Origin of the sequence: uncultured Bacteroides sp., assembly GCF_958445495.1 — a bacterium.
Taxonomy (GTDB): Bacteria; Bacteroidota; Bacteroidia; order Bacteroidales; family Bacteroidaceae; genus Bacteroides.
In genome coordinates this window covers 1-12,406 of the sequence record NZ_CAUCSQ010000040.1, presented here as the reverse complement: position 1 = coordinate 12,406, position 12,406 = coordinate 1, and the positions used below count along the sequence as shown (strand labels likewise).

9 protein-coding genes and 1 tRNA gene are annotated in these 12,406 nt (G+C 44.6%); 7 read left to right on the top strand and 3 right to left on the bottom strand.

What is annotated here, in order from left to right:
- The first annotated feature begins 9 nt into the window (after positions 1 to 9).
- The 4 genes from Q5076_RS13275 (at position 10) to Q5076_RS13260 (ending at position 5,907) form a co-directional block, all read left to right on the top strand.
- A complete protein-coding gene (locus Q5076_RS13275; protein WP_303014082.1) occupies positions 10 to 1,284 on the top strand; it encodes a DUF1735 and LamG domain-containing protein in 1,275 nt (424 codons plus the stop codon).
- Between the two features lie 64 nt (positions 1,285 to 1,348).
- Complete coding sequence (locus Q5076_RS13270) at positions 1,349 to 2,425, top strand: DUF1573 domain-containing protein (protein ID WP_303014081.1); 1,077 nt, start codon at positions 1,349 to 1,351, stop codon at positions 2,423 to 2,425.
- A gap of 78 nt (positions 2,426 to 2,503) precedes the next feature.
- Positions 2,504 to 4,849: a glycoside hydrolase family 3 N-terminal domain-containing protein gene (locus Q5076_RS13265; RefSeq protein ID WP_303014101.1), complete on the top strand. Its 2,346-nt coding sequence runs from the start codon at positions 2,504 to 2,506 to the stop codon at positions 4,847 to 4,849.
- 131 nt (positions 4,850 to 4,980) lie between these two features.
- Positions 4,981 to 5,907 carry a hydrogen peroxide-inducible genes activator gene (locus tag Q5076_RS13260; RefSeq protein WP_303014080.1) on the top strand — a complete coding sequence of 309 codons (927 nt, stop codon included), beginning with the start codon at positions 4,981 to 4,983 and terminating at the stop codon, positions 5,905 to 5,907.
- A gap of 136 nt (positions 5,908 to 6,043) precedes the next feature.
- Here the strand turns inward: Q5076_RS13260 and Q5076_RS13255 are convergent, their stop codons facing one another.
- A complete protein-coding gene (locus Q5076_RS13255) occupies positions 6,044 to 6,769 on the bottom strand; it encodes a NigD-like protein (RefSeq protein ID WP_303014079.1) in 726 nt (241 codons plus the stop codon).
- 180 nt (positions 6,770 to 6,949) lie between these two features.
- Here Q5076_RS13255 and Q5076_RS13250 point away from each other — a divergent pair, with 180 nt between their 5' ends.
- On the top strand, positions 6,950 to 7,498 hold the full coding sequence (locus Q5076_RS13250) for an RNA polymerase sigma factor (RefSeq protein ID WP_303014078.1): 549 nt from the start codon (positions 6,950 to 6,952) through the stop codon (positions 7,496 to 7,498).
- A 7-nt stretch (positions 7,499 to 7,505) separates the two neighbouring features.
- The gene (locus Q5076_RS13245; protein WP_303014077.1) at positions 7,506 to 8,783 is read left to right on the top strand and encodes a hypothetical protein; all 1,278 of its coding nucleotides are present in this window, start codon (positions 7,506 to 7,508) and stop codon (positions 8,781 to 8,783) included.
- Between the two features lie 279 nt (positions 8,784 to 9,062).
- Here Q5076_RS13245 and pflA read toward each other — a convergent pair whose 3' ends face one another.
- Both pflA and pflB read right to left on the bottom strand, forming a co-directional pair.
- The gene (gene pflA / locus Q5076_RS13240; protein WP_303014076.1) at positions 9,063 to 9,791 is read right to left on the bottom strand and encodes a pyruvate formate-lyase-activating protein; all 729 of its coding nucleotides are present in this window, start codon (positions 9,789 to 9,791) and stop codon (positions 9,063 to 9,065) included.
- Between the two features lie 16 nt (positions 9,792 to 9,807).
- Positions 9,808 to 12,036, bottom strand: a complete 2,229-nt coding sequence (pflB, locus tag Q5076_RS13235) for a formate C-acetyltransferase (protein WP_303014075.1) — start codon at positions 12,034 to 12,036, stop codon at positions 9,808 to 9,810.
- Between the two features lie 238 nt (positions 12,037 to 12,274).
- Between pflB and Q5076_RS13230 the strand changes: the two genes are divergently transcribed.
- Positions 12,275 to 12,359: transfer RNA gene (locus Q5076_RS13230), tRNA-Ser, on the top strand.
- Positions 12,360 to 12,406: the final 47 nt, after the last annotated feature.

Here is a 12,406-nt window from a genome sequence, read left to right as displayed (position 1 = left end):
GTTATGATTATGAAAAATGTAATAGATAGATTTACTCTCCTTTTGTTTGTCTTACTGGGAGGATTGGGGGGCACTGCATGTTCGGACGATGACGGTGATTCTGTAGAGTTGCCTGTAATAGAAATGCCGCAGTCGGAAGCTGGATTGGTTGCCATTGATTATCGTGAGATATTGGATGCGGGAAGTTATGTTTATGATTATACAATCAGGTTGGACAGGCCTGCCGCTACCACTTTATTATGTGACATTGCTGTAGACGAAAATATGGTGGAGGCTTATAATGCCGCCAATAATACGTCTTATAAGATGATGCCTTCTTTTGTCTATGAGTTGCAGAACAGCAACGCAATCATTAAGGCCGGCGAACAGGAGTCGAATTCTTTATCTGTTAAGTTTTCGTCGTTATTCGGACTGTCGGAAGGTGAAGAGTATTTGCTTCCTGTCGTTGCGGTAATGGATGAGTCTTGTGTCGGGCAATTCGTTACGGACACTCGTTCTGTTGCTTATTTTACGATTGGTATCGACGGAAAATTGGATTACATACCGGGATTGGATATGAGTTCTTATTCGACGGATATGTACCGCACGTTGAGTTTCGCAAATGATGAAGTGGTAACGATTGAGGATAATACCCACACATTTGAAGTACTTATCTATCCGTATAGCTGGCATAGCGGGGTTAACTATATAGGTACTTGGCACGGTAAAGACACGAATCACAACAATGAGCCTTTTAGCGGTTGCGAACTGCGCGTGACCGGTACGGCGGGGGCGTCTAATATAGGTAATCGTCAATGCGATTTGACATTGGCTAACCAGAATATAACTTTGCCGACCAATCAATGGGTAAGGCTGACTGTCACTTGTGACGGGACAAAGACCGGCCAGAATAAGGATGTGGCTTATCGCTTGTATGTTAACGGTGAGGAGGTTGCTTCTGCGGAACCGACAAAACGTTGGGGACCGTCCTCTTCTCAAAAGTTCAAAGTGGGATATACTTTGACTGGTATTCAGCTAGGCAATACGAATTCGAGCTATTATTTTAACGGTTTGATTTCCGATATCCGTATGTGGAAAAAGTGTTTGACTGCAGAGGAAGTGAAAGCTAACTTGCGTACAGTAGCTTCTCCGTCTTCATCAGACTTATACGGTTACTGGAAATTGGATGAGGGCGAGGGTAATGTTTTGAAAGACAGCTCAGGCAATAGACGTGATTTGACGTTCCCGACTTCTGCGAATGTTGTCTGGAATGCTGAATTTAACGATTTACCGGAAAGCGAATAGGAACAAGTTTTGTATCGGGGGCTACTGTATTTTGCATAGCTCCCGATATGAATGTGAGGAAACTATGATAAGACGTTGTATATCCGTTTTGATAATTTTGTTGAGTCTTGTTGCCGACGTATGTGCTCAACGGGAGGGAAAGGCCGTATTACACTTTGATGCCACCGTCTGGAATTTTAGCCATATTCGTGAGGCGGAAGGTAAGGTGAGCCATACTTTCCATTTTACCAATGTGCATACTTCTCCGATTGTGATTGAGGAAGTGATTTCGACTTGCGGGTGCACTGTTCCCGTTTACAGTAAACAACCTGTAAGACCGGGAGGTACGGGGACTGTTACGGTGACTTTTGACCCTAAAGGGAGAACCGGTTTTTTTTCTAAAAGCATAAGGGTTGTCTCAAATTCGGGACAAAGTGTCAATACACTTTGGGTGAAGGGGACTGTTGATACGATTAACCGTATGGAAGATGAGTATCCTTATTCTTTGTCTCCGGATATCCGGGCGGACAGGCTGACCTTGTCTTACGGTGAATTACAGCATAGCGGGATGTCGAAACAGTTGGATATTAAAATCTGTAACCGTTCGGACAGGGTAGTGAAGTTGTCGTACTTAGTGACGGATAAAAGCGGGTGCTTATCTGTGTCCATGCCTTCGTGTCTTCAAGGCAGGGCTTGTGCGGTTATAAAAATAACGGCTTCTCCCTTGAAAAGTTTTTATGGTACATTAAAGGACAGGATTATCATTTGTGTCAATTCCGTACGGAGTGTTCCTATACGAATCTACGGTACGGTGATTGATGATATGAGGGGAGTGAGCACAGCGGACGCACCGAGGATGAAATGTTCGCAATCTTATTTTAATTTAGGAAATATCTTGTCCGGAAAACTTATTCGGAAAAAGGTAAGAGTGACAAATGTGGGAATGAATCCTCTTATTATCCGCAAGATAGAGTGTCCGGAGTTCATTTCGGCTGATATCCGGAATGAAAAAGTCTTGAAGCAAGGTGAGTGTCTGGAGGTTTCATTTGAACTGGACGTATCTTCCTTCAACCAATCGCTGGATGCGAAGGTCCGTTTTATAACAAATGATGTTCGGAGACCTGTGCATACCGTCATATTTGAGGGAAAGGTCGGTGGGTGAGGTTGTCGGGAGGCTTGTCAGAAAATAGGAAACGTAATATAAATTAATAAGTCATTTTTACTGCATATAATAATTATGATGTTAGAACGATGGTATATCTTGATGACGGTACAGATAGCATGTACGTGGATGTTTGCTCAACCTTCTTCAACACTTGCTTATAAAAATCCCAGTTTACCGGTGGATGAAAGAGTGGCGGATTTGCTTTCCCGAATGACTTTGGAAGAGAAGGTCGGCCAGTTGCTTTGTCCTTTAGGTTGGGAAATGTATGAAATACGGGGGAACGATGTTTACCCTTCCGGAAAATTCAGGCAATTAATTAAAGAAAGGAATGCGGGAATGCTTTGGGCTACTTATCGTGCAGATCCGTGGACAAAGAAGACTCTGACAAACGGATTGAATCCTGAGTTGGCTGCAAAGGCGGGGAATGCGTTACAGAAATATGTAATGGAGAATACCCGTTTGGGGATTCCTATGTTTTTGGCGGAGGAGGCTCCTCACGGTCACATGGCGATTGGCGCTACTGTTTTTCCTACTGGTATCGGCATGGCGGCTACTTGGTCTCCGGAATTGATAAAAGAGGCGGGACGGGTCATCGCTAAGGAAATCCGTTCTCAAGGTGGACATATCAGTTACGGTCCTGTTCTTGATTTGGCTCGCGACCCTCGCTGGTCTCGTGTCGAAGAAACATTCGGGGAAGACCCGGTATTGGGGGCACTCTTGGGTGCAGCCATGATTGAAGGTTTGGGTGGAGGGAATTTATCACAGGAATATGCTACTGTAGCTACTTTAAAACATTTTCTTGCATACGCTGTGCCGGAAGGCGGACAGAATGGTAATTATGCGTCGGTTGGTTTCCGGGATTTGCATCAGAATTTTCTTCCTCCTTTTCGTGAGGCAATAGATGCGGGAGCATTGTCTGTAATGACTTCATACAATTCGATAGACGGCGTTCCTTGTACGTCGAACCGTTATCTGCTGACTCGACTCTTGCGTGACGAATGGAAGTTCCGAGGTTTTGTGGTTTCCGATTTGTATAGTATTGAGGGGATTCACGAAAGTCATTTTGTAGCTCCTACGAAAGAATGTGCTGCAATACAGGCGGTAACGGCGGGCGTCGATGTCGATTTGGGTGGCGATGCTTATACTAATCTTTGTCATGCGGTTCAATCCGGACGAATGGATGAAGCAGTGATTGATACGGCTGTCTGCCGGGTGTTGCGGATGAAGTTTGAGATGGGGTTGTTCGAACGTCCTTATGTAAATCCGGAGACTACGACAAAGGCGGTACGCAGTAGAGAACACATCGAATTGGCACGTGAAATGGCGCGGGCATCTGTTACGCTTCTGAAAAACGAGAACTCGCTTTTACCTTTAAGCAAGAAGATAAATAGGGTGGCGGTCGTTGGTCCTAATGCCGACAATAGGTATAATATGCTGGGAGATTACACGGCTCCGCAGGAAGACGGTAATGTGAAAACTGTGCTTGACGGGATTGTAGCAAAATTGTCTCCTTCCCGTGTGGAGTATGTGAGGGGGTGTGCGATTCGTGACACGGCTGTGAATGAGATAGAGCGGGCGGTGGAGGCTGCACGTCGTTCTGAAGTTGTGATTGCTGTTGTTGGAGGTTCCAGTGCACGTGATTTTAAAACGAGTTATAAAGAAACCGGTGCGGCGGTAACTGGAAAGGGAAGTGTCAGTGATATGGAATGCGGTGAAGGATTTGACCGTGCCAGCTTATCGTTACTTGGCAGGCAACAGGAATTGTTGAAATCTTTGAAAAAGACGGGAAAGCCTTTGATTGTGGTTTATATTGAGGGACGCCCGTTGGAAAAGAATTGGGTTTCGGAGCATGCCGATGCGCTGTTGACAGCCTATTATCCGGGGCAGGAAGGGGGAAATGCCATAGCGGATATTCTTTTTGGAGATTATAATCCTGCCGGACGTTTACCGATATCCGTTCCCCGTTCAGTCGGTCAGATTCCGGTTTATTATAATAAGAAGGCTCCCCGGAACCATGATTATGTAGAAATTCCGGCTTCTCCGTTATATGCGTTCGGTTATGGGATGAGTTATACTGTTTTTGAATATTCCGATTTGCAGGTAGTGCAGAAATCTCCTTATCGTTTTGAGGTTTCGTTTAAAGTGAAGAATACAGGAAAGTATGATGGTGAGGAAGTGGCGCAGCTTTACGTAAGGGATGAATACGCATCTGTTGTCCAGCCGGTGAAACAGTTGAAACATTTTAAACGTTTTCATTTGAGGAAGGGAGAAGAAAAGAGAGTCGCTTTCGTGTTAACGGAAAATGACTTGTCTGTTGTCAATCGGAATATGGAACGGCTTGTGGAAGCAGGCGATTTCCAGATTATGATTGGGGCGTCTTCGGACGATATAAGGTTAAAGGAAAATATCTCTGTGCAATAAGATTTCTTTTAATGATTTATACTCGTTTTCTTTTTTCTGTATGACAAAGATACGGGCAAAATCGTTGGTTGTCAAACTGAAAATATCTATCTTTGCATAGATACGGTCTATAACTTTAAACGGATTGATAGATGACGATACAACAATTGGAATATATATTAGCGGTAGACCAGTTCAGGCATTTTGCACGGGCTGCCGAGCATTGCCGTGTGACGCAACCTACTTTGAGTGCCATGATTCAGAAACTGGAAGATGAGCTGGGGGTAAAATTATTCGATCGGACGGTACAGCCGGTTTGTCCGACGGCTATTGGACAAAAAGTAATCGGTCAGGCGCGAGTGGTGTTGGCACAGGCAGCTTTGGTAAAAGAGATAATCAGCGAAGATAAGCGTTCCTTGTCAGGCATATTTCGTTTGGGAGTGTTGCCTACTATTGCTCCTTATCTGCTTCCGCGTTTCTTTCCGCAGTTGATGGAAAAATATCCGCAACTGGATATTCGCGTTACGGAAATGAAGACACATGAAATCCAACAGGCATTGCATGACGGGGATTTGGATGCGGGAATCATTGCGAGTAATCTGGAAGATGCCTTTCTGGTTGAAGAAACTCTTTTCTATGAACAGTTTTATGCTTATGTGTCTCGGAAAGAGCAACTGTTCAAGCATGAACTGATACGTACCTCCGATATTACGGGCGAACGCCTCTGGCTTTTGGATGAAGGGCATTGTTTCCGCGACCAGCTTGTCCGTTTTTGCCAGATGGAAGCTGTAAAAGTCAGTCAGATGGCTTATCGTCTGGGAAGTATGGAAACCTTTATGCGGATGGTGGAAAGTGGTAAGGGGGTTACTTTTATACCGGAATTGGCGGTGGCGCAATTAACGGAAGAACAACGGAAATTGGTACGTCCGTTTGCTATCCCGCGGCCTACACGGCAGGTGGTATTGGCAGTAAATAAAGACTTTATCCGTCATAGCCTGCTTGGCGTATTGAAAGAAGAGATAAAAGCCGCTGTGCCTAAAGAGATGTTATCGCTGCAACCTGTCCAGTGTTTATTATGATAAGTAATGTGTTTTTTATTTTCTGGCGTAAAGGTAAAGAATATAAAAGAGCGGCAGTTTCACAACTGCCGTTTCCTGTTGTGTAATTGATATATTATAAAAAAAGAGTGTTCTTCGTCTATTATGAGCCTAGGAATCAAGGGAACGGGACTTCGTAGTCCTTTTCCCCGTCATACAGGGTCTTGACACGGATAGCAAGTCCCTTCTTTCCTTCCATCTGTTCTTTTATCTTATCCAATTTGAAAGAGACGTATCCTTCATTTAGATAGCCGGAGTCGGGAGAGTCTCCTTCGCTGTTATGCCGGAATTCCAGATTGATGTATTCGTTGTCATCATTTTCACCATTTTCTGTGGTTACTCCCTCCTTATTGTTGATGACCAGGTTCAGAAAATGTTTCTTATCCGTACTATGTGTACCGTAGTATTGGTACTCGATAGTCAGGTATTTTTTATCTTTGCTAATCCACATGTAAGTGGCATTGATTTTATCGTCTCCGATTTTTTCTTCCGTATTTTCGTTATCGTCCATCGTTACGATATCCTTTGTCAATACCTTATTGATTTGTCTTACTTGGATGTTGTAGTCGTATCCGTTTACCGGCTGTTCCAGTTCGTTGAATATGACAAAAGCCCGTTGTCCGTCTTCATACGCTTCGCCTGCCCATCCTTGTGCATTATTGGGAAACATTGTTTTTCCATTATCCAAAGTGAAATAAAATTCTTTGCTGTCCTCGCTAATATGGTTGATAGTACTGATAACCAGCAAGTCGGACGGACGGTCATCATCGTCTAGGCATGACTGGAAAATAGACATTGCGGTTATGGTGGCAAAGATAAATCCGATGAATTTAAATTTCTTCATAATACATAATCATCTTGTAGATTTAATACTGTTACTTACTCGTTGTATTTAAAAAATGCAGAGGGAGCGGAAATATTGCATTGACATTTGTTAAAGAAACAAAAGTGAGGAAAGAGTTGTTCTCTCTGTGCAGTATTTCTATCTTTGCTGCATTTATAAAGTAAACACGTGTATAGGAGAATGGAAGAACAAGAGTTGTCAGAACAATGTCGGCTAGGTAATAACCGGGCTCGCAAGGAACTGTATGAGCAGTATGCGGGACGTTTGTTTGCTATCTGCCTTCGTTATACTGGCGACCGTGATACGGCCCAGGACCTTCTTCACGATGGTTTTATAAAGATATTCGATTCTTTCGATAAGTTTACATGGAGAGGTGAAGGGTCCTTGCGGGCATGGATGGAGAGGGTGATGGTCAACATTGCTTTGCAATACCTGCGCAAGAATGACGTAATGAATCAAACGGCACCTTTGGAAGAACTATCGGATAAATATGAAGAGCCGGAAGCCGCGGATGTAGAGGCAATACCCCAGAAAATATTGATGAGGTTTATCGAAGAGTTGCCTGCCGGATATCGTACGGTATTCAATCTTTATACATTCGAAGATAAATCGCATAAGGAAATTGCGCAAATCTTAGGTATCAATGAAAAATCATCGGCTTCCCAACTGTTTCGTGCGAAGAGTACGCTGGCTAAAAGAGTAAAGGAATGGATAATGAATAACAGATAGATTAAAGATGGAAGAGAAGGAATTATGGATGAATAAGTTAAAGGAGAAGCTGGAGAACTATTCCGAGCCGATACCCGCTTCCGGTTGGGAACGACTGGAGAAAGAACTTATGCCTCCTGCAGAAAAGAAGATATATCCCTATCGAAAATGGATAATGGCTGTTGCAGCTGCCGTATTATTGGCTGTTGTTTCGTCGGTAAGCCTGTATTTCCTGGAAACTCCCGTTGCGGATGAAATACGCCATATACAAACTCCTGCATTGGCGTCTGTACCCGATGTTTTGCCGGAAGTGCAGCAACCGGATGTGCAAGGCACTTCTGTGGAACCGGTTTTGCGGTCGGTTGTTCGTGAAAATAGGTTGGCAAAGGTTACCCCTACTGCTTCTGAACGTGAAATTACAGATGCGCTTGTGGTAAAAGAGGGGCAGGAACCTCTTACAGTATCAAAGGAGAAACCTGTTGCGGTATCCGGAGAGGAAACTGAAAATATGAAAAAAGAAGCGGAACAGGAAAACTGGGCAGTTTCCGGGCAGAATCGGGAGACGGGGCGAGCAACAGAGAAAAGGCCGCGGCGTCCTTCCGGTAAAGATAAGTTCCATATTCCTGCTGAAAAGCCGTCTTCCCGGAAGGGGACATGGGCGATGGGAATTTCCGTAGGAAACTCTGGAGGCGCTTCGTCGGAAGTCGGTTCGGGAATACGGCCCTACATGTCTCGTGTAAGCATGCTTTCCGTTTCGAATGATTTGATGGAGATTCCCAATGACCAGACATTGGTTTTTGAGGATGGAGTGCCTTATTTACGTCAGACAAGACCGGTCGTCGATATCAAACATCATCAGCCGATTTCTTTCGGGTTGTCGGTTCGCAAAGTTTTGTTGAAAGGTTTTTCCATTGAGACGGGGGTGGTTTATACGCTGCTTTCTTCGGATGTGAAGTTAGCGGATGAAGAACATCAGATAGAGCAGAAGTTACATTATATTGGTATTCCATTACGTGCAAACTGGAATTTCTTTGATAAAAAGCTCGTTACTTTTTATGTCTCCGGAGGCGGAATGGTTGAGAAATGCGTTTATGGGAAACTTGGCTCGGAGAAAGAGAATGTGAAGCCTTTACAGTTTTCGGTATCCGGTGCGGTAGGAGCACAGTTGAATGCAACCCGGAATGTGGGCGTTTATGTGGAGCCGGGTGTTGCTTATTATTTCGATGACGGCTCGGATATACAGACTATACGCAAAGAAAATCCGTTTAACTTCAATATACAAGCTGGTATTCGTTTGACTTATTGATACGGTAACGTGAAAGGGGGCTGTTGGCGGATGCGGAGTATATCGTAAGGAAACACTGGGTATTTGTCCTTTTTACTTCAAAGATGATGAAATTTGCATATAGTTTGTCCATATAGGTGAACACTTTGTTTCGTGTACTCAAAACAAAGTGTTTTATGTATCGGAATATCTTGTTTCAAGCCTTTAAACAAAGTGTGCCGGGTAGGTGAAACAAAATGTTCGCAAATTTGAAACAAAATGAAACTCTGTAGTGTGCTGAATCTGGTTGGTTGCTTTCATTTAATTGACTACTACAGTGGTAAAATACTCTTTAAATGTTTTCGCAGCTTTTTCAAGCTGTTCGGGAGTATTTTCCTTTACGTCTTTCAGCTTGTATTCCTGTCCCATGGTTTCGTACTTGTGCACGCCCAATGTATGATAAGGAAGAATTTCCACCCGTTGAATCATCTTGTATGTTCCTAACGCTTCTCCCAGCCGACGGATATCCTCTTCAAAATCACTGTAACCCGGTACTAATACATAACGCAGCCAAAACGGTTTTCCGTTTTCTTCCAGCCATGCTGCCGTGCGGATGGTCTGCTCGTTGTTCCTTCCCGTCAATGCCTGATGCCGTGCGGAATTGAATTCCTTGATATCCAGCAATACGAGGTCGGTCAGGCGGAAGAGTTCTTCCACTTCCTCATTCCAAATGCCTCCGTTACTGTCTATGCACACATGAATCCCCTTTTCCTTCAATTCACGTACCAACGGGACGAGCGCCTTTGCCTGAAACGTGGGTTCTCCACCGGAAAAAGTGATTCCTCCGCGTTTCCCGAAAAAAGGACGCTGGCTCATTGCCATGCGGATTATCTCTTCCGGCGGGGTAGGCGTGCCGCCTTTACCGGCTATCGTGTCGGGATTGGCGCAATATAGGCAACGGAAGTTGCAGCCTTGAAGAAAAACGACGAGCCGTAAGCCCGGCCCGTCGAATGTTCCCATACTTTCGTATGAATGTACGTTTATCGTCATAAGAGTAGATTAGAGATTACATACGTTCGTGGAAGCTACGGCTGATAACTTCCAATTGGTGTTCACGGCTTAACTTCACGAAGTTTACGGCATAGCCGGAAACACGAATCGTAAGCTGCGGATATTTTTCCGGATGTTCCATTGCATCGTAAAGCATTTCACGGTTCAACACATTCACATTCAAGTGGTGGGCGCCTTTGGTAAAGTAGCCGTCCATCATTGTAACCAAATTCTCGATGCGGTCCTCTTCGGTAGCACCCAGCGATTTCGGAACAATAGAGAACGTGTTGCTGATACCGTCCTGTGAGTCACGGTAACGTAACTTCGCTACGGAACTTAAAGAAGCGATAGCACCGTTTTTGTCACGTCCGTGCATCGGGTTGGCTCCCGGAGCAAAAGCGACGCCTTTGGCGCGTCCGTCAGGAGTGGCACCGGTTTTCTTTCCGTACATCACGTTGGAAGTGATGGTTAACAGAGAGAGGGTAGGACGGGCATTCTTGTAAACCGGCAGTTTCTTTAATTCTTCACTGAAGAAATATACCAAGTCAACACCCAGATGGTCCACCTTGTCATTATCATTGCCGAAGCATGGGAATTCTCCTTCGATATCAAAACCTTCCGTCAGGCCGATATCGTTGCGACGTGCGGTAACCTTTGCGTATTTGATAGCCGACAGCGAGTCGAGGGCAATGGAAAGTCCGGCTACACCGTATGCGAGGTTAATGCGCGGGTTGGTATCTACGAGAGCCATTTGAGCCTTTTCGTAATAATACTTATCATGCATGTAATGGATGATATTCATTGCTTCGTTGTAGACACGGGCAATTTCGGTCAATACCTTCTTGTAATTCTCCATTACTTCTTCGAATTTCAGCGTATCGCTAGTCAACACGGGGATATTCTTCACCATTACCGTACCTGTGTTTTCACAACGTCCGCCGTTGATGGCGAGCAACAAAGCTTTTGCCAGGTTACAGCGAGCTCCGAAGAATTGGATTTGTTTTCCTATTTCCTGATAAGACACGCAGCAAGCGATTCCGTAGTCGTCAGACTGACGTACCTCACGCATCAAATCATCATTCTCATATTGGATGGAAGAAGTGTCGATAGATACTTTGGCACAGAAATCTTTAAACCCTTCCGGTAATTCCGGACTCCACAGTACGGTCAGGTTCGGTTCCGGAGAAGGACCGAGGTTGTACAAGGTTTGCAGGAAGCGGAACGAAGTCTTTGTCACCTTTGTACGCCCGTCGTTGAAACGTCCGCCCAGAGATTCGGTTACCCATGTCGGATCACCGGCAAAAATATCATTATAGGATTGCATACGCAGATGGCGCACCATACGCAGTTTGATAACAAACTGGTCAATCAATTCTTGTGCGAAAGATTCCGTAATTGTCCCCTTGTTCAATTCGTATTCTATATAAATATCAAGGAAAGAAGACACGTTGCCTAATGACATGGCAGCGCCGTCTTGTTCCTTTACAGCGGCAAGATAAGCCATATATACCCATTGCACAGCCTCTTGTGCGGTATATGCGGGGCGACTTAGGTCAAGCCCGTAATAATCGCCCATAATCTTCATGTCTTTCAACGCTTTGATTTGCTCCGCCACTTCTTCGCGCAGACGAATACGTTCGTCGGTCATCGGACCGGTCAGGCTACGTAAATCTTTCATCTTCGCTTCAATCAGCCGGTCGATGCCGTAAAGGGCCATACGGCGGTAATCGCCGATGATGCGTCCGCGGGCATAGTTGTCGGGAAGCCCGGTGAGAAATCCCAAAGAACGGAAAGAACGGATTTCTTCGGTATATACGTCAAATACTCCATCATTATGCGTCTTACGGTAATGAGTAAAGATATCTTTTACGCGGTCATCCACCTCTACGCCGTTCTCGTGACAAGCCTTGCTCACTACATTGATTCCCCCGAAAGGCTTGATAGCGCGTTTCAGAAGCTCGTCCGTCTGCAGGCCCACAATCAGTTCGTTTTCCTTATCGATGTATCCGGCTTTATGGGAAGTAATAGTTGATACGGTGATATTATCCAGCGAGCGTATTCCGTTATTGGCCCTTTCTTCCGCCAATGCTTCAAGGCAGCGGTTCCATACGGCTTTTGTACGTTCGGTAGGTCCTTCAAGGAAAGAAGCGTCTCCGTAATACGGAGTGATGTTGTGACTGACGAAATCTCTGACATTGATTTCGGTGCTCCAAAGACCGTCTTTAAAGATCTTGTTTAATTCCATAAATGATAAAATTAGAGGTTGTATATCCTTTTCTTTAGAGCGCACAAAGTTACAATGATTTTTCATATAATCAGCATAAATATTCTCCATTTTATGCTTTTCAACATAAAATACCTAGATATTGCTATTGTTAAGAAACGATGTTCTGATTTTTTTTAATAAAAACTCTTGCATAAATAAAATATCTTTGTACCTTTGCACCGCTTTTAACGAAAAGCACTTCTGGTAAAGAAGTTTTGGAGAGGTGGCAGAGTGGTCGATTGCGGCGGTCTTGAAAACCGTTGTACCGAGAGGTACCCGGGGTTCGAATCCCTGTCTCTCCGCAACAAACGCTGAAAATCAGCAGATTGCAAAACAAACACCCAGTTTT

Bases quoted from the DNA above. Each gene is read 5' to 3' on its own strand.
- Q5076_RS13275 (WP_303014082.1), top strand. From the start codon at position 10: ATGAAAAATGTAATAGATAGATTTACTCTCCTTTTGTTTGTCTTACTG.
- Q5076_RS13270 (WP_303014081.1), top strand. From the start codon at position 1,349: ATGATAAGACGTTGTATATCCGTTTTGATAATTTTGTTGAGTCTTGTT.
- Q5076_RS13265 (WP_303014101.1), top strand. From the start codon at position 2,504: ATGTTAGAACGATGGTATATCTTGATGACGGTACAGATAGCATGTACG.
- Q5076_RS13260 (WP_303014080.1), top strand. From the start codon at position 4,981: ATGACGATACAACAATTGGAATATATATTAGCGGTAGACCAGTTCAGG.
- Q5076_RS13255 (WP_303014079.1), bottom strand. From the start codon at position 6,769: ATGAAGAAATTTAAATTCATCGGATTTATCTTTGCCACCATAACCGCA.
- Q5076_RS13250 (WP_303014078.1), top strand. From the start codon at position 6,950: ATGGAAGAACAAGAGTTGTCAGAACAATGTCGGCTAGGTAATAACCGG.
- Q5076_RS13245 (WP_303014077.1), top strand. From the start codon at position 7,506: ATGGAAGAGAAGGAATTATGGATGAATAAGTTAAAGGAGAAGCTGGAG.
- pflA (WP_303014076.1), bottom strand. From the start codon at position 9,791: ATGACGATAAACGTACATTCATACGAAAGTATGGGAACATTCGACGGG.
- pflB (WP_303014075.1), bottom strand. From the start codon at position 12,036: ATGGAATTAAACAAGATCTTTAAAGACGGTCTTTGGAGCACCGAAATC.